Origin of the sequence: Paraburkholderia sp. ZP32-5 (assembly GCF_021390495.1) — a bacterium.
Taxonomy (GTDB): Bacteria; Pseudomonadota; Gammaproteobacteria; order Burkholderiales; family Burkholderiaceae; genus Paraburkholderia.
On sequence record NZ_JAJEJP010000003.1, the window covers coordinates 1,235,442 to 1,252,048 of the forward strand.

Here is a 16,607-nt window from a genome sequence, read left to right on the forward strand (position 1 = left end):
TACACCCATTCCTAAAACTTTCCGGAGACACGGATGAAAATAATCGAGGCCAATACGGCGTCCGCCGCCGGCACCGTCGTTGGACGATACCGATGGACGATCTGCGCGATGATCTTCTTCGCGACGACGATCAACTACATGGATCGTCAGATGCTCGGCCTGCTCGCGCCGCTGCTGCAGAAGGACATCGGCTGGAATCAGGTGCAGTATGCGCAGACCGTGATGGTGTTCACGGTCACCTACGCGGTGGGTCTCGCGATCTTCGGCCGCATCGCCGATCGCGTCAGCACGAAAGTGGTGTACGGCAGCGCGATGGCGATGTGGAGTCTCGCCGCGATGCTGCACGCGGTAGCGGCCACCGTGCCCGGTTTCGCGGCCGTGCGCGGCCTGCTCGGCTTCGGCGAGGCAGCGAACTTTCCGGTCGCGATCCGCACGACGGCTACGTGGTTTCCGAAGAAGGAACGCGCATTGGCGACGGGCCTGTGGAACATGGGCGCGACGATCGGCGGAATCGTCGCACCGGCCTTCGTGCCGATCGCCGCGTTGATGTGGGGCTGGCGCGCGACCTTCATCGCCGGCGGCGCGACGGGTTTCATCTGGCTCGCGATCTGGCTGCTGATCTATCGGCCGCCCGCGCAGCATCCGTCGGTATCGAAGGAAGAATTCGACTACATCAATTCGGATCGCGATGAAATCGTCGAGCAACGCGCGAGCTGGCTGTCGGTGCTCAAATACCGCGAAACGTGGGCGTTTATCGTCGGCAAGCTGATGACCGATCCGGTCTGGTGGTTCTATCTGTTCTGGCTGCCGAAATGGCTCAACGAGTCGCGCCATATCGACATCGGCAATATGGGTCTACCGCTGATCGCAATCTACACGATGGCATCGATCGGCAGCGTCGCGGGCGGATGGCTGTCGTCGCGGCTGATGGCGCGCACCAACCGGCCCAATTTCGCGCGCAAGGTCGCGATGGGGATCTGCGCAGTGTGCGTGCTGCCGATTGCGACGCTGTCCTACTTCCAGAGCCTGTGGTTTGCGGTTTTCGCGGTCGGTCTCGCGGCCGCCGCGCACCAGGGATGGTCGGCGAATCTGGTCACCACGGTCGGCGACGTGTTTCCGCGCCGGCTGGTCGGCACGGTGGTCGGCATCGGCGGCGTCGCGGGGATGATCGGCTCGTTCTTCTACTCGGGCGTGATCGGCGAGACGCTGCAGCGCACCGGGCAGTACTGGGCGTTGTTTGCGGTCGGCGCGCTCGCGTATCTGGTGGCGCTCGGCATCATTCATCTGCTGATGCCGCGGATGACGCCGGTGAAGTTGCGGGACTGAGGTTCGGTTTCGATGGCGAGCCAGCAGGCGGGAGCGCTGCTGGTTTGCCTGAGGGCTTGCTGGTTTGCTGGTTTGCCCGCTAATTTACGTGCTAATTTGCGAGCCCCAACGCGGTCACGCGTTTACCGCTCTCCGCATTAAAGCCACGGCGAACGCGCGAAATGCTTCGCTTCGAAAGCGCGAATCTCGTCGGCAAAGCCGAGCGTCGCGCCGGTTTCATCGAGTCCTTCGAGCAGCAGCGTTTTCGATGCCGCCTCGATGTCGAACGCCCAGCGTTCGTCGTTCGGACCCACCACCACCTGCGCACTCAGATCGACCAACAGCCGATAGCCGGGCGACGCTTTCACCGCGTCCATCAAAGCGCTGATCGTGGCGGTGTCGAGCCGCACCGGCAGCAAGCCGTTCTTGCAGCAGTTGTTAAAGAAGATATCCGCGAAACTCTCCGCGATCAGCACGCGAAAGCCGTATTGATGCAGCGCCCACGGCGCATGCTCGCGCGAACTGCCGCAGCCGAAATTGCGCCGCGTCAGCAGCACCGAAGCGCCCGCATAGCGCGGCTGATTCATCACGAAGTCCGGCTCCGGCGTGCGCTCGCTGGCCGGCTTGCCGTAATAGCCGGCATCGCGATGCCGCCATTCGTCGAACAGGTATGGACCGAAGCCGGTTCGCGCGATCGACTTCATGAACTGCTTGGGCATGATCGCATCGGTGTCGATGTTGTCGCGATCGAGCGGCACGACGAGCCCCGTATGGCAGACGAGCGGTTCCATCAACGGTCTCCGGCAAGATCAAGCAATTCGCGCACATCGACGAAGCGTCCCTTGAGCGCGGCGGCCGCCGCCATCGCCGGGCTCACGAGGTGCGAGCGGCCGCCCGCGCCCTGCCGCCCTTCGAAATTGCGGTTGGAGGTAGACGCGACACGCTCGCCGGCTTCGAGCCGATCGGCGTTCATCGCGAGACACATCGAGCAGCCGGGCTCGCGCCATTCGAAACCGGCGGCGATAAAGATCCGGTGCAGCCCTTGCGCTTCCGCATCGCGTTTGACCTGCTGCGAGCCCGGCACCGCGAGCGCGAGTCGCACGTTCGGCGCGATTCGCCCGCCCGCCGCGCTCAGCACGCGAGCCGCGACCTGAAGGTCTTCGAGCCGGCCATTCGTGCAGGAACCGATGAACACTTTGTCGATGGTGATCGTATCGATGCGCGTGCCCGCGTCGAGGCCCATATAGTCGAGCGCGCGCGTCCATGCGGCGCGCCGGCCCGCATCGGTAGCGTCGGCGGGATCGGGCACGCGAGCATCGATGCCCGCGACCATCTCCGGCGACGTGCCCCACGTGACTTGCGGCACCAGCGTCGACACATCGAGCACATGCTTGGCGTCGAATTGCGCGTCGTCGTCCGAATGCAATTCGCGCCATGCACGCAGCGCGTGGTCCCATGCTTCACCGCGCGGCGCGTTCGCGCGCGTGCGGCAATAGTCGAGCGTGGTGTCATCCACCGCGATAAGCCCGGCGCGCGCGCCCGCTTCGATCGACATATTGCACAGCGTCATGCGTCCTTCCATCGACAATGCTCGCACCACCGGCCCGGCGAATTCGATTGCATGCCCGGTGGCACCGGCCGTGCCGAGCATGCCGATCACCGCGAGCGCGACATCCTTCGCCGAACACGCCGCCGGCAACACACCGTCGATCGTCACGCGCATCGTGCGGCTGCGTCGCGTGACGAGCGTTTGCGTCGCCAGCACATGCTCGATCTCCGACGTGCCGATGCCAAACGCCAGCGCGCCAAGCGCGCCGTGCGTACTCGTATGCGAGTCACCGCAGACGATCGTCATGCCCGGCAGCGTATTGCCCAGCTCCGGCGCGACGACATGAACGATGCCCTGGTTCGTATCGCTCATGCCGTGGTGCAGGATATCGTTGCGCTCGCAGTTGTCCTGCAACGCGTCGACCTGAATGCGTGAAATCGGATCGGCGACGCCCAGATCGCGATTCGTGGTCGGTACGTTGTGATCGGCCACCGCGAGGTTCGCGCGCGCACGCCACACCGGCCGCGACTCCTGGCGCAGCGATTCGAATGCCTGCGGGCTCGTCACTTCATTCAGCAGATGGCGGTCGATATAAAGCAGCGTCGTGCCATCCGCGTTGGTGCGCACGGTATGGGCGTCGAAGATCTTGTCGTAGAGGGTTTGGCTCATCGATGGGAGACTACGGAGCGGGGATTGACAGCGAGGGATCACACCACGGCGCCGCGCGTCTTGGCACGGCGCCGTGGTGGTATGGCAAAGCGGCGGGATAACGAAGCGCGCGGCGGCGCTCGTTAAGCCGCGCGTTATACCGATTCAGCGGCGGCTTGCGCGGCCGCGTCAGCGGCGGCGCGCCGTTCGCCGAAGCGCGTGCGATACAGCAGCGCGAGGATCGTCGAGGACACCGCGGCAATCAGGAACAGCAGCGACGCCGCGTAGAACAGTTGCGTGATCGGCAGATGCATCGCCAGCAGCAGGCCGCCGATCACCGGCCCCGACACCGAGCCTATCTTGCCCACCGAGATCGCACTGCCGACCCCCGCCGAGCGGAACGACGTCGGATAGATCATGCCGGCCACCGCATACAGCCCGTATTGCGCGCCCACCACGCAAAAGCCGGTGGCAAACACGGCGAGCATCAACCAGCCTTGCGACGAACCATGACCAAGCGATGCAACGACCGGCAGACCGATCACGGGCAGCGAGATGATCGCGGCAACACCATGGCGATCGACGAAGCGGCACAGAATCAGCCCGCCGAGCACACCGCCCACCGAGAACATCATCGTGATCAGGCTCGCGCCGCGCGGATCGATACCCATGCCTTCCATCAGGATCGGCAGCCAGTTCTGCAGGAAATACAGTGCCATCGAGTTCACGATGAACACGATCCACAGCAGCGGCGTAATCGCGGCGAGGCCATCGGAGAAGATCAGCTTCAGCACGAAGCGCTTTTTCTCGCGCACTTCGCCGGGCACGAACTGCGCGTCGGCCGGAATGCTCAGTTCGGGACGCAGGCGCGCGATCAGATTGCGCAGCATCTGCGGATTACGCTGCCGGATCACCAGCAGCTTCGCGGATTCAGGCAGCGTGAAGATCACCAGCAGCCCGATCAGCAGCGAACCGGCACCGCCCACCGCGAACATGATCGACCAGCCGTAGCGATGAATCAGCGCCGACGAAACCAGTCCGCCCGAACCGGCGCCGATCGAAAAGCCCGAGAACATCAGCGTGACCCATGTCGCGCGCAGGCGCTTGGGTGCATATTCGGCCACCAGCGCGACCGCGTTCGGCACCACGCCGCCCATGCCGATACCGGCCAGAAAACGCAGCAGCATCAGTTGCTGCAGCGAACTCGCCCACACCGACGCATAGGTCAGCGCGCCGAAGAAAAGACTGCCGATGACGATCGCCTTCTTGCGGCCGAGCCGGTCGCCGAGATAGCCGAAGATAAACGAGCCGATCAGCGTGCCGAACAGGCCCGCGCCGAACACAGGCCCGAAGCCCCCGCGCGCGACGTGCCATTCCTTGATGAGGGCGGGCGCCGCGAACGACACGGCCGTCTGATCGTAGCCATCCATCAACATGATCAGGAAACACCAGAACAGAAGACCGACGGCGAAGCGTCCTATCTTCTGTTCTTCCACCAGTGTCGCGATGTTCAAAGTCCGGTCTGCTTGCATGTATGTCCCATTTACCCCGTGCGGATGGACGCGCCGCCCGGCGCGCCCGCTTGCACTGTTACTGCTGCCTCTCCGTCATGGCGGCGCCATGGCCGGAGCCCCAATATAAGAGGCGTCCCCGAACGGCTCAATCAAAAAGTAGCGATCAAGGTATCGAAATAAGTGAACAATCCGCACGGTGTCCGATCGCGGCCGTCGCCGCGTCAGAACATATGATTAATACCAACGCGCGCGACCGTCTGATTGCTGCTCGTCGACGGCTGGTAGCCGAACTGCGCGGCGCGCGCGCCCGGGCCAGTCGCGCGTTGCAGACCGGCGCCGATATACACCTGCGTGCTCTTCGACAGGTAGTCGGTCAGAAATGCGTTGTACTGGTTGACCGTCAGCCCCTGAAACAGCGAGTGATTCATCGACAGCCCGAGGATGTAGAAGCCGTTGCCGCGGCTCAGATCGATGTTCACGCCGGCCTGATAGTTGTTCAGCGTGGTCGAACCTTTGGCGTCCTCGAGTTTCACGCCCGTGTACGTGACGTGCGGCGTGAAATAGCCGATCTTCATCGATGCGCCCGCGGCCAGCGTGCTGTAACGGCTTGCATTGAACATCACGCCCGATTTCAACGACTGGCCGAGCAGCGACGTCAGGCCGAACGTACCGAAGATATCGGCGGTGCGGTCGTGCGACATCGTGTACGCGACACCGACCTGCGCGCCGTAGTTCTCGTATTGCGCGCCGATGCTGTACTGGCGCCCCGAGCTGAAGTCGCCCGCCTGGTTGCCGAACGCGTTCATTGCGCCCGCCTGGAAGCCGTGATAGTTGATCGTCTCGTACTTGACGGAGTTGTTCAGTGCGCGCGTATTCGCGAGGCCGTCGAGGTTGCCCGGCGTGTAGAACGACGAGATGCCCGGCACCGCATTGTTCAGTCGCCCGACGTACTGATAGATGTAGTCGTTGATGTTACCGAGACTCAGCGTGCCCCAGCGGTCGTTCGAGAGGCCCACGTACGCATCGCGATTGAAGAAGCTGGTCGGATTGATCAGTGCGCCGGTGCTGGTCACGAAGCCCGATTCGAGCCGCGCGAACGCCTTGTTGCCGCCGCCCAGATCCTCCGTGACCAGAAGACCCCAACGGTCCGGCTGGCGCTTGCCGGACGCTTGCTGAAACAGGTGCTTGCCCTGCGAGTTCGACACGAAATCGACGCCGACGTCGATGCTGCCGTACAGGGACACGGACGACTGCGCCCACGCGGGGCCAGCCAGAAGCGCGGCGCAGCCGCCGACGAGCAGACAATTTCTCAACCCAAGTCTCCAATGATTTTTATCGTGAACCGGCCCGCTTTCCGTGCCGGCGCCGCGCACCGCGCAGTCCTGCGAACCGCCACCCGGCGACCCTCTGCTCGATGCGGGACCGAGTTTAACCAGTTCAATTCGCGTTTTGAATCACGAGTTATTTATCAATCAATAGAACATCCTGAAGACTCACCCAGGGAATGATTAGGGTATTCACTAGTTAATTCCAGAAAGGTGATTAACATATCTAAAAAAATTTATCGACGTGCTAACATCCGCGACGTTTTGATTGATTCCATCACCGATTAAACCGGAGAGCACAGATGCAATTCAGCTCCATCCCGCCCAGGCGCATGATCGTGGGCATCAGCGGCGCGTCCGGCGTCGTCTACGGCGTCCGGCTGTTGCAGTTGCTCAGGCAGCTCGACATCGAGTCGCATCTGGTGATGAGCCGTTCCGCGCAGGTCACGCTCGCGCACGAGTCGCCTTACAGCGTCGCCGATGTGCGCGCGCTCGCCACCGTCACCTATCCGAACACGGACATCGGCGCGGCCATTTCGAGCGGATCCTTCCCCGTGATGGGCATGATCGTCGCGCCCTGCTCGATCCGCACGCTGTCGGAAGTCGCCACCGGCGTGACGAGCGGGCTGCTGTCGCGCGCCGCCGACGTGACCCTGAAGGAGCGCCGCCGCCTCGTGCTGATGGTGCGCGAGACCCCGCTGCATCTCGGCCACCTGCGCAGCATGACCAACGTGACCGAGGCCGGCGCGATCGTCTACCCGCCGGTGCCGGCATTCTACGCGAACCCCGAAACGCTCGATGAAATGGTCGACCACACGCTTGGACGGGTGCTCGATCTGTTCGGGATCGAGACGTCGGTCGTGCATCGCTGGGGCATGTAACTGCCACGTAACAACCGCGCCGGCAGCCCCGCGCGCCGCCTCTCGCATTATTAACTTTCATTGATAATCCGTTCGAATTCTTTTGCTTCTTAATCCCCCGACCTTCATTTAAAGTGGTTTCGCTTCATAAAAAAGCCACATTTGAAAGATTTATCTATCGATTGATAAATCTTCTCGATAAGAGACAAAGTTAATACCATAGAGGTCGAAAAGGTCGAATGAAGATCGTCATTGCAGGGGCCGGTATCGGCGGTTTGACAGCGGGCGCCGCTTTATTGAAAGCTGGCTTCGACGTCACTATTCTCGAGCAGGCCAAGGCCCTCGGAGAAATCGGCGCGGGCGTGCAGTTGAGCCCGAACGCGACGCGCGTGCTGTACCGCATCGGCGTCGGCGAGCGCCTTGAAGGCCTCGCATGCGAGCCGCCCGGCAAACGCGTGCGGCTATGGAACACGGGTCAGACCTGGCCGCTGTTCGATCTCGGCGCGGCATCGCGCGACGTGTACGGTTTCCCGTATCTGACCGTGCATCGCGCGGACCTGCATGAAGCGCTGGTCGACGCGGTGCGCGCGTTGAGTCCCGACGCGATCCGGCTCGATCACAAGGTCGAGTCGATCATGCAGAAGGATCGCAAGGTCGAAGTGCAAACCGTATCGGGCGAGACTTTCGAGGCGGATCTGCTGATCGGCGCGGACGGTGTGCATTCTCGTGTGCGCCGTGCACTGTTCGGCGCGGACGAGCCGGTCTATTCGGGCGTGATGGCATGGCGCGGTGTGATCGACGCGGAAAAACTGCCCGAGCATCTGCGCTCGCCGTATGGTACCAACTGGGTTGGCCCCGGCGCACACGTGATCCAGTACCCGTTGCGCGGCAACAAGCTGGTGAACTTCGTCGGCGCGGTGGAACGCGATGGCTGGCAGGTCGAATCGTGGTCGGAACGCGGCACGATCGACGAATGTCTGGCTGATTTCTCCGGCTGGCACGAAGATGTGCGCACACTGATCTCGGCTATCGACATACCGTACAAATGGGCGCTGATGATCCGCGAGCCGATGGCGCGCTGGAGTTCGGGCCACGCAACGCTGCTGGGCGATGCTTGCCATCCGACGCTGCCGTTCCTCGCGCAAGGCGCGGGCATGGCGCTCGAAGACGGCTATCTGATCGCGCGTTGCGTTGCGCGTCATCATGGTGATGTGCCGCATGCGCTCGAGCGTTTCGAGTCGCTGCGTCTGGAGCGGACCTCGCGCATCGTGCGCGGCTCGGCGGCCAACACGAAGCGTTTCCACAACCCGGCGCTCGCGCATGCCGAGGGCGCGGCCGAATACGTCGATCGCGAGTGGAGCGAGGAACGCGTGAAGGAACGCTATAACTGGCTGTTCGAATACGACGTCGACGCCGTTGAAGTCTGAGCGCACAACGAACGTTCGCTCGACTGATCACGCTGCAAAGGAGACACAGCATGTCCGATTCCATTCCGCCGGTGCTCGGCCTGCACCACTTCGCATGGCGTTGCCGCAATGCCGAGGAAACGCGCCACTTCTACGAGGACATCCTCGGCTTGCCGCTGGTGCATCTGATTCGCCTCGACCGCGTGCCGAGCACGGGCGAGTACTGCCCGTACGTGCATCTGTTCTTCGAGATGGCGGACGGCTCGAACATTGCGTTCTTCGATCTCGGTGACGATACGGCCGCGCTGCCTTCGCCGAACACGCCGCCGTGGGTCAACCACATCGCGCTGCGCCTCGCGACGCTCGATCAGCTCGAAACGATGAAGCAGCGCCTCACCGATCACGGCATCGAAGTGCTCGGCGTCACCGATCATCACTTCGTGCGCTCGATCTATTTCTTCGATCCGAACGGTTTCCGGCTCGAACTGACGGTGCCGGTCGCGCCGGAAGAAACGCTGGCCGGTTATCGTCGCGACGCGCGTCCCGCGCTCGACGCATGGAACGAAGAAACGCGGCAACGACAAAGCGCGGTACCGGAGGCGCCCCACGCATGATCGCGCTCAATGCCACTCACGATCCGGCCCGGCGCAGCTGGGTCGAATCGGCGAATCTGCCTGATACCGACTTCCCGATCCAGAACCTGCCGTTCGGCGCTTTCGAGCGCGACGGGGTTGCGCGTGCAGGTGTTGCGATCGGCGAACACGTCGTCGATTTGCGCGCACTGCTCGATAGCGGCCTGCTCGCAGCCGGCAGCGATGCGGCGCTGGCGTGCGAAGCCACGCTCGACGGCACGCTGAACCGCCTGATGGCGATGGCGCCGCGCTACGCAAGCGCGTTGCGCGCCGCGCTGTCCGATCTGCTGAAGAGCGATGAGCCGCAGCGCGCGCAAATGCAGCAGCATGTCGACGCGCTGCTGCCGCGCGTCGATACGCTGACGCTGCGGCTGCCTTGCGAAGTCGGCGACTACACCGACTTCCTCACGTCGCTGCATCACACCGAACGGCACGGCCGCTACAAGGGTCTCGCCGATCCGCTGCCCCCCGCATTCAAATCGCTGCCGATCGCCTATCACGGCCGCGCTTCGTCGCTGCGTGTGAGCGGCGGCGACGTGCGCCGCCCGCACGGCCAGTATCGTGACGCGAACGGACAGATCGTGTTCGGCCCCGCGCCCGCGCTCGATTTCGAACTCGAACTGGCGGCGTGGATCGGCGCGGGCAATACGCTGACGCAGCCGATTCCCGTCGATGCCGCGCACGCGCATATCTTCGGCTATTCGCTGCTCAATGACTGGTCGGCGAAAAGCATTCAATGGTTCGAGCAGGTGCTCGGCCCGTTTCTCGGCAAGAGTTTCCATTCGAGCCTGTCGCCGTGGATCGTCACCGCCGAAGCGCTCGCGCCGTTCCGCAAGGCACCGGTCGCGCGCGCAACCGATGATCCGCCGTTGATGCCGCATCTGCACGGCGTGCAGGATCAGCAGCAAGGCGGATTGCATCTGGAGCTTCACGCGGATCTGTCGACGCGGCAATTGCGCGAAGCCGGCGGTGACGCCGTGCGGATCACGCACACGCATCTGGACAATCTGTACTGGACGTTCGCGCAGATGGTCGCGCATCACACGAGCAACGGCTGCAATCTGCGCACCGGCGATCTGCTCGGCAGCGGCACGATTTCCGGCGCGTCGGACGCCTCGCGTGCGTGCATCACCGAACTCACCAACGCGGGCCGCGATCCGCTGCGTCTGCCGAACGGCGAAACGCGCACCGCGCTCGAAGACGGCGACGAGATCGTGCTGAGCGCACGCGCAACGAAACCGGGCGCAGTGTCGATCGGCTTCGGCACCTGCCACGGCCGTATCGCGCCGGCGTTCGCGCAGCTATTCACATCCTCGGCACCCACGGCACAAGAACAGCACTCAGCACGCGAAACGGAGACTCGCGCATGACACAAGCACTCAACGGCTACGTGCAGATCGGCCACGGCCCGCGCAAGGTGCTCGCGATGAGCGGCTGGTTCGGCAGCGCCGAAGACTGGCAGCCGCTCGTGCCCGCGCTCGACACGGATGCATTCACCTACGTGTTCTTCGACTACCGTGGCTACGGCCGCTCGCGCGAACGCGATGGCGCGTTCAGCTTCGAAGAAGCCGCGCAGGATGTGCTCGCGCTCGCCGATCATCTCGGCTGGGACCGCTTCAGTCTGATCGGCCATTCGATGGGCGGCGTCGCGATCCAGCGCGTGCTGCTCGCCGCGGGCGGACGCATCGAGCGGATGGCCGGCGTGTGCCCGGTGCCCGCGTGCGGTTCGCGCATGGATGACACGCGCCTCGCGATGTTTCGCGCGGCAATCGACGACGTCGAACGGCGTGCCGCTATCATTGCGTTCTCGACCGGCAATCGCCTCGCACCGCGTTTTACCGCGCATCTCGCGCGCGAATCGCAGCAGCGTTCGCGCGCCGACGCGTTCGGCGGGTATCTGCCGCATTGGGCCGCCAGCGATTTTTCGACCGACGTCGCAGGCAACGCGACGCCGGTGAAGCTGTTCATCGGCGAGCACGATCCGACGATCACGGCTGATCTGATGAATCGCACGTGGCTTGCGTGGTATCCGAACGCGACAGTCGAAACGCTCGCCAACGCGGGGCATTATCCGATGTACGAAGTGCCGGTTGCGCTCGCGACCGCACTGGAACACTGGCTGAAAGAGGCCTGACGGCCACTCGCCGCCACGGTCCGCTACTCGCCGCAAATTCGCGGCAATCCGCCCGCGCGCTGGGGTCCGGCGCGCACGGCGGCAGGAGACATCATGTACGAGACCATTTACCTACGCGCGGCCACGCTCGATGAAGCGCTCGCGTGGCTCAGCGAACACGAGGACGCCAAGCCGCTGTCCGGCGGCATGACGCTGATCCCGACGCTGAAGCAGCGCCTCGCGGCGCCGTCGCATCTGATCGACCTGACGCGTATCGACGCGATGCGCGGCGTCAGCGTCGAAAACGTCGGCGGCGTTCAGGGCAGCGTGCTGCGCATCGGCGCGCTGACGAAGCACGCGGAAGTGGCTGCGTCGCCGGTGGTCGCCGCGGCGATTCCCGCGCTGTCGCAGCTCGCCAATGTGATCGCCGATCCGCAGGTGCGCAATCGCGGCACGATGGGCGGCTCGGTCGCGAACAACGACCCCGCCGCCGATTATCCGAGCGCGGTGCTCGCGCTCAACGCACAGGTGATCACGTCGCAACGCCGCATCGCCGCCGACGACTTCTTCATCGATACCTTCGAAACCGCGCTGGAACCCGGCGAGATCGTCACCGGCTTCGAGTATCCGCTGCCGCTGCGCGCCGCCTACGCGAAGTTCCGCCAGCCGGCGTCGGGCTATGCGGTGGTCGGCGTATTCATCGCGCAGTTCGCGGACGCGGTACGCGTCGCGGTGACCGGCGCGGGCGCGTCGGTGTTCCGCTGGCACGAAGCCGAAGCGGCGCTTCACGCGGACCTTTCCGAAGCCGCGCTCGCCGGCCTGAAGATGGACGCGAGCGTGCTGCCCGACGACGCGAACGGCTCGTCCGCCTATCGCGCCCATCTGATCGAAACCTATACGCGCCGCTCATTGCGGGCGCTGCTCGCGCAGTCATTGCGCGACGCCGCTTAACCGTTTTCAGGAGACACAAGCATGGAATTCACCGGATCGCAGACCATCGCCGCCACGCGCGAACAGGTATGGAAGGGCTTGAACGACGCCGCGGTGCTGCAAGCCTGTGTGCCGGGCTGCGAAGAATTCGTCGCGCAGAGCGATGACGAATACAAGGCCGTGGTGGTCGCATCGGTCGGCCCCGTGAAGGCGCGCTTCAAGGGCACGCTGCAGTTGCTGGAGCGCAACGGCCCGAACGGCTACAAGATCGTCGGCGGCGGCGAAGGCGGCATCGCCGGCTTCGGCAAGATGACCGCGACGGTCACGCTCGCCGATGCCGACGAAGGCGGCACGCTGCTGACCTACGTCGCCGATGCGCAGGTGGGCGGCAAGCTCGCGCAGATCGGCTCGCGGCTCGTCACGTCGGTGGCGAACAAGCTCGCGGCGGAGTTCTTCAAGCGCTTCAACGCGACGATGAGCGCCGATGCGAATGCCGCGGCCGGCGCCGCGCAATAGACGGTGCAATAAGCAGTGCAACGCTAAAAGCAGCTCAAGCAGGTGTAGCAACAAAGGTGAATCATGGCTGAAATCCAATTGCGGGTGAACGGCGTCGATGTCGAGCGCACCGTGCCCGATCAGACGCTGCTCGTCGAATTTCTGCGCGAAACGCTGCGCCTCACCGGCACGCACGTCGGTTGCGACACGAGCCAGTGCGGCGCGTGCACGGTCCATCTCGACGGCGTCGCGGTGAAGTCGTGCACGGTGCTCGCCGCGCAGGCGAGCGGTGGCACCGTCACGACGGTCGAAGGGCTGCGCGCGAACGCCAACGCTGATCAAAGCGCGCCGCTGCATCCGGTACAGAACGCATTCGTCCAGTGTCATGGCTTGCAGTGCGGTTTCTGCACGCCTGGCATGATCATGGCGGCGGCCTTCCATCTGCGCGACACGCCGAAGCTCGACGAAGAGAGCATTTGCCACGCGCTCGAAGGCAATATCTGCCGTTGCACCGGCTATGTGAACATCATCGAAGCGGTGCGCCACGCGGCGCACGAGATGTATCCGGCGCTCGCCGATGCCACGGCGGAGGACATCAAGCGATGATCGGCCAACCTCTCCCCCGCCTGGAAGACCGGCGCTTCGTGACCGGCAACGGTCAATACACCGATGATCTGCGCGTCGAAGGCCAGTTGTATGCGGCGTTCCTGCGCTCGCCGCACGCGCATGCGGCACTGCGCTCGGTCGACGTGACGGCCGCGCGCGAGGTGCCCGGCGTGATCGCGGTGCTGGTCGGCCAGGACTATCTGGACGACGGCTATCAGGGCGTCGATCACATCCCCAATCCGATCGATGCGGTCGATGCGACGAAGAAGGCTTTTCTGACGTCGCTGACCGGCGAGATCTTCAACCAGTTGCATATCCCGCTGCCGATCGACCGCGTGCGCTACGTCGGAGAGCCGATCGCGATGGTGATCGCGGAAACGCTGCTTGCCGCGCGCAACGCGAGCGAGCTGATCGACGTCGACTACGACGTGTGCGACGCGGTCGTCAACGCGGCCGATGCGATGCAGGAAGGCGCGCCGCAACTGTGGGACGGCGCCGCGAGCAACCTGTGCTTTCAGACGCAGATCGGCGATCGGGAAGCGGCGCGGCGCATCATCGCCGACGCACCGCTCGTGCTCAAGCGCGAGTTCCATCACAGCCGCGTCGTCAATTGCCAGATGGAGCCGCGCGGCGCGATCGGCGTATTCGATCGCGACAGTGGCGTCTACACGCTGATTTCGGGCAGCCAGGGCGCGGTGCGGCAAAAGCTGTGCCTCGCCGCCGCGCTGAAGGTGCCGCCTTCGCAGGTGCGCGTGGTCTGCCCCGACACCGGCGGCGGCTTCGGTCCGCGTTCGTTTATCTACGTCGAGCAGCTTGCGGTGGTGTGGGCCGCGCGCCGCCTCGGCCGGCCCGTGAAGTGGACCAGCGATCGCAGCGAAGCGTTTCTGTCCGACTATCAGGGCCGCGACCAGATCGTGCGCGCGACGTTCGGCTTCGCGCGCGACGGCCGCATTCTCGCGATCGACAACGAATGGATCGGCAACGTCGGCGCGCATACGGTTTCGTATGTGCCGATGTCGAACGGCACGCGCATCATGACGACGGTCTACGACGTGCCGCTCGCCGCCGTGCACATCAGCGCGGTGCTGACCAATACGGTGCCGACCGCGCCGTATCGCGGCGCGGGACGTCCGGAAGCGCATCACGTGATGGAGCGGATGCTCGACCTCGCGGCTGCCGAACTCGGCCTCGACCGCGCGGAGATTCGCCGCCGCAACATCGTCGCGCATGACAAGCTGCCGTATCGCAGCCCGATGGGCCTCACCTACGACAGCGGCGAATTCGCGCGCAACATGGCGCGCGCGTTGGAACTCGCGGATTGGAACGGCTTCGAGACACGTCGCGCGGCGTCGCGCACGAAGGGCCTGCTGCGCGGCATCGGTCTCGCGAACTACATCGAGTCGCCGGTCGGCGCGCCGCGCGAGCGGATCGAATTGACCGTGCTGCCGGAAGGCCGCGTCGATATCGTGTCGGGCACGCAGTCCACCGGTCAGGGCCACGAAACCACCTTCGCGCAGGTCATCGCGCAGCATCTGGGCGTGCCGATCGGCTCGATCACGCTGCGCACCGGCGACACCGCGTTCGTCAGCATCGGCGGCGGCAGCCATTCGGATCGTTCGATGCGTCTCGGCGGCATGCTGCTGGTCGATACGGCCGCGCAGATCGTCGCGCAAGGCAAGCGCGTGGCCGCCGAACTGTTCGAGATCCCGGCCGAGCAGGTGAGCTTTGCGAACGGCATGTTTGCGGAAGTGAATACGGATGCGAATGCAACGGCTCGCACAATCAGCCTGTTCGACATCGCCGCCCACGTCGCGCGCGACGGTCTGCCGGATGCGTCCGGTGAGCGCACGATCCGCAAGCTCTATGCGGAAGCCGAAGTGAACACGCGCGTGCCCGCGCATCCGACGGGCGCTGCAATCTGCGAACTCGAAGTGGACCCGGATACGGGCATCGTGAAGCTCGTCAACTACACATCGGTCGACGATGTCGGTCAGCCGATCAATCCGCTGATCGTCGAAGGTCAGGTGCATGGCGGTCTCGCGCAAGGCATCGGCCAGGCGCTGTCGGAGACCTGCTATCTCGATCGCGACACGGGCCAGGTGCTGACCGGCTCGTATATGGACTACGGCATGCCGCGCGCGGGTGCGATTCCGCCGCTCAATCTGGAGTTGACCGAAGACCCGACGCATGGCAATCCGTTGCGCGTGAAGGGCGGCGGCGAAAGCGGCATCACGCCCGCCACCGCGACGATCTTCAATGCGCTCGCCGATGCGCTGAAGGAATACGGCACCGAAGAACTGGCGATGCCGGCGACGCCGAAAGTCGTGTGGGAATTTATCCACACGCACGCCCGCGGCGACGCCGTCAGCATTGACTGATTGAACAAATGAACACGCCTTGATGGCAAAGGAGACCAGCATGTCCAGCCCTCACGTTGCGATCCAACGCAACGGCCCGCTCGTGGACGTCGTGCTCGACCGTCCCGAGAACGGCAACCTGATCGATGCATCGATGAGCGAAGCGATCATCGCAACCGTCACGACGCTCGACGATGACGTGAAGCTCGTGCGCATCCTGTCGAGCGGCCCCGACTTCTGCAAGGGCCGCCAGTCGCCGATGCCGCCGAAGGACGCGAAGCCGTCCGCCGAAACGCTGCGCCGCGTGGTCGCCGCGCCGCCGCTCGCGTTGTACGACGCGCTGAAGGCCGTGCGCGTGCCGGTGGTGTCGGTCGTGCGCGGTGAAGCGCTCGGCGTGGGCGCCGCGCTCGCGGGCGTGTGCGACGTCGCACTCGCCGCGGATGACGCGATCTTCCAGATCCCCGAAATGGAACGCGACATCCCGCCGACGCTGGTGATGTCCGCGCTGATCGGCCGCGTGCCGGTGAAGACCGTCGCGCACATGGTGCTAAGCCGCATCCGGCTATCCGCGAGCGAAGCGCTGCAAGCCGGGCTCGTGAGCCGCGTGGTGCCCGCCGCGAATCTCGACGCCGAAGCGCAGGCGCTCACGGAAACGCTGCTCGGCTGCAGCGCGGTCACGCTGCGCGCGGTCAAGCAGTTCCTGCATCTCGCGCCCGAAATGCCGGCGAGCGGCGCGAGCGGTTTTGCCGCGCATCTCGCGGCGACCGCGCTGTCCGCGCGCTTCTGATTCCGACGACACGCTCACGCGGCGGCATTCGCGCAAAACAGCACGTTCCGCGCGACGCCGCCGTCTCGCTCGACGCTTCA

General features: G+C 64.5%; 15 protein-coding genes. 11 read left to right on the plus strand and 4 right to left on the minus strand.

The genetic code is table 11. From position 1 onward, the window contains the following. Positions 1 to 33 precede the first annotated feature (33 nt). Complete coding sequence (locus L0U82_RS38025) at positions 34 to 1,326, plus strand: MFS transporter (protein ID WP_233838984.1); 1,293 nt, start codon at positions 34 to 36, stop codon at positions 1,324 to 1,326. 137 nt (positions 1,327 to 1,463) lie between these two features. Here L0U82_RS38025 and leuD read toward each other — a convergent pair whose 3' ends face one another. From leuD to L0U82_RS38045, 4 genes are all read right to left on the minus strand, one after another. Continuing rightward, positions 1,464 to 2,096 carry a 3-isopropylmalate dehydratase small subunit gene (gene leuD / locus L0U82_RS38030; protein WP_233838985.1) on the minus strand — a complete coding sequence of 211 codons (633 nt, stop codon included), beginning with the start codon at positions 2,094 to 2,096 and terminating at the stop codon, positions 1,464 to 1,466. Beyond that, positions 2,096 to 3,523, minus strand: a complete 1,428-nt coding sequence (gene leuC, locus L0U82_RS38035; RefSeq protein WP_233838986.1) for a 3-isopropylmalate dehydratase large subunit — start codon at positions 3,521 to 3,523, stop codon at positions 2,096 to 2,098. The genes leuD and leuC overlap by 1 nt, the downstream gene beginning before the upstream one ends. Before the next feature lie 134 nt (positions 3,524 to 3,657). Beyond that, on the minus strand, positions 3,658 to 5,034 hold the full coding sequence (locus L0U82_RS38040) for an MFS transporter (protein WP_233838987.1): 1,377 nt from the start codon (positions 5,032 to 5,034) through the stop codon (positions 3,658 to 3,660). Between the two features lie 203 nt (positions 5,035 to 5,237). Next, positions 5,238 to 6,329 (minus strand): porin, encoded by a 1,092-nt coding sequence (locus L0U82_RS38045; RefSeq protein ID WP_233838988.1) that lies wholly within the window; start codon positions 6,327 to 6,329, stop codon positions 5,238 to 5,240. A gap of 314 nt (positions 6,330 to 6,643) precedes the next feature. Here L0U82_RS38045 and L0U82_RS38050 point away from each other — a divergent pair, with 314 nt between their 5' ends. The 10 genes from L0U82_RS38050 to L0U82_RS38095 all read left to right on the plus strand — a co-directional run bounded on the left by L0U82_RS38050 (position 6,644) and on the right by L0U82_RS38095 (position 16,527). Next, positions 6,644 to 7,222, plus strand: coding sequence for a UbiX family flavin prenyltransferase (locus tag L0U82_RS38050; RefSeq protein WP_233838989.1), 579 nt, complete (start codon positions 6,644 to 6,646; stop codon positions 7,220 to 7,222). A 218-nt stretch (positions 7,223 to 7,440) separates the two neighbouring features. Beyond that, complete coding sequence (locus tag L0U82_RS38055; protein WP_233838990.1) at positions 7,441 to 8,628, plus strand: FAD-dependent monooxygenase; 1,188 nt, start codon at positions 7,441 to 7,443, stop codon at positions 8,626 to 8,628. A 50-nt stretch (positions 8,629 to 8,678) separates the two neighbouring features. Continuing rightward, on the plus strand, positions 8,679 to 9,221 hold the full coding sequence (locus L0U82_RS38060) for a VOC family protein (RefSeq protein WP_233838991.1): 543 nt from the start codon (positions 8,679 to 8,681) through the stop codon (positions 9,219 to 9,221). Next, the gene (fahA, locus tag L0U82_RS38065; protein ID WP_233838992.1) at positions 9,218 to 10,609 is read left to right on the plus strand and encodes a fumarylacetoacetase; all 1,392 of its coding nucleotides are present in this window, start codon (positions 9,218 to 9,220) and stop codon (positions 10,607 to 10,609) included. Before L0U82_RS38060 ends, fahA begins: the two co-directional genes overlap by 4 nt. Next, positions 10,606 to 11,373 carry an alpha/beta fold hydrolase gene (locus L0U82_RS38070; RefSeq protein ID WP_233838993.1) on the plus strand — a complete coding sequence of 256 codons (768 nt, stop codon included), beginning with the start codon at positions 10,606 to 10,608 and terminating at the stop codon, positions 11,371 to 11,373. The genes fahA and L0U82_RS38070 overlap by 4 nt, the downstream gene beginning before the upstream one ends. A 93-nt stretch (positions 11,374 to 11,466) precedes the next feature. Then, on the plus strand, positions 11,467 to 12,303 hold the full coding sequence (locus L0U82_RS38075; protein ID WP_233838994.1) for an FAD binding domain-containing protein: 837 nt from the start codon (positions 11,467 to 11,469) through the stop codon (positions 12,301 to 12,303). A 21-nt stretch (positions 12,304 to 12,324) separates the two neighbouring features. Further along, positions 12,325 to 12,798, plus strand: a complete 474-nt coding sequence (locus L0U82_RS38080) for an SRPBCC family protein (RefSeq protein ID WP_233838995.1) — start codon at positions 12,325 to 12,327, stop codon at positions 12,796 to 12,798. Between the two features lie 63 nt (positions 12,799 to 12,861). Beyond that, positions 12,862 to 13,383, plus strand: a complete 522-nt coding sequence (locus L0U82_RS38085) for a (2Fe-2S)-binding protein (protein WP_233838996.1) — start codon at positions 12,862 to 12,864, stop codon at positions 13,381 to 13,383. Next, the gene (locus tag L0U82_RS38090; RefSeq protein ID WP_233838997.1) at positions 13,380 to 15,761 is read left to right on the plus strand and encodes a xanthine dehydrogenase family protein molybdopterin-binding subunit; all 2,382 of its coding nucleotides are present in this window, start codon (positions 13,380 to 13,382) and stop codon (positions 15,759 to 15,761) included. Before L0U82_RS38085 ends, L0U82_RS38090 begins: the two co-directional genes overlap by 4 nt. Positions 15,762 to 15,801: 40 nt before the next feature. Continuing rightward, positions 15,802 to 16,527: an enoyl-CoA hydratase/isomerase family protein gene (locus L0U82_RS38095; RefSeq protein WP_233838998.1), complete on the plus strand. Its 726-nt coding sequence runs from the start codon at positions 15,802 to 15,804 to the stop codon at positions 16,525 to 16,527. Positions 16,528 to 16,607: the final 80 nt, after the last annotated feature.

What these genes read in the sequence shown, in the direction of transcription:
- L0U82_RS38025 (WP_233838984.1), top strand. Translation starts at nt 34, where the DNA reads ATGAAAATAATCGAGGCCAATACGGCGTCCGCCGCCGGCACCGTCGTT.
- leuD (WP_233838985.1), bottom strand. Translation starts at nt 2,096, where the DNA reads ATGGAACCGCTCGTCTGCCATACGGGGCTCGTCGTGCCGCTCGATCGC.
- leuC (WP_233838986.1), bottom strand. Translation starts at nt 3,523, where the DNA reads ATGAGCCAAACCCTCTACGACAAGATCTTCGACGCCCATACCGTGCGC.
- L0U82_RS38040 (WP_233838987.1), bottom strand. Translation starts at nt 5,034, where the DNA reads ATGCAAGCAGACCGGACTTTGAACATCGCGACACTGGTGGAAGAACAG.
- L0U82_RS38050 (WP_233838989.1), top strand. Translation starts at nt 6,644, where the DNA reads ATGCAATTCAGCTCCATCCCGCCCAGGCGCATGATCGTGGGCATCAGC.
- L0U82_RS38055 (WP_233838990.1), top strand. Translation starts at nt 7,441, where the DNA reads ATGAAGATCGTCATTGCAGGGGCCGGTATCGGCGGTTTGACAGCGGGC.
- L0U82_RS38060 (WP_233838991.1), top strand. Translation starts at nt 8,679, where the DNA reads ATGTCCGATTCCATTCCGCCGGTGCTCGGCCTGCACCACTTCGCATGG.
- fahA (WP_233838992.1), top strand. Translation starts at nt 9,218, where the DNA reads ATGATCGCGCTCAATGCCACTCACGATCCGGCCCGGCGCAGCTGGGTC.
- L0U82_RS38070 (WP_233838993.1), top strand. Translation starts at nt 10,606, where the DNA reads ATGACACAAGCACTCAACGGCTACGTGCAGATCGGCCACGGCCCGCGC.
- L0U82_RS38075 (WP_233838994.1), top strand. Translation starts at nt 11,467, where the DNA reads ATGTACGAGACCATTTACCTACGCGCGGCCACGCTCGATGAAGCGCTC.
- L0U82_RS38080 (WP_233838995.1), top strand. Translation starts at nt 12,325, where the DNA reads ATGGAATTCACCGGATCGCAGACCATCGCCGCCACGCGCGAACAGGTA.
- L0U82_RS38085 (WP_233838996.1), top strand. Translation starts at nt 12,862, where the DNA reads ATGGCTGAAATCCAATTGCGGGTGAACGGCGTCGATGTCGAGCGCACC.
- L0U82_RS38090 (WP_233838997.1), top strand. Translation starts at nt 13,380, where the DNA reads ATGATCGGCCAACCTCTCCCCCGCCTGGAAGACCGGCGCTTCGTGACC.
- L0U82_RS38095 (WP_233838998.1), top strand. Translation starts at nt 15,802, where the DNA reads ATGTCCAGCCCTCACGTTGCGATCCAACGCAACGGCCCGCTCGTGGAC.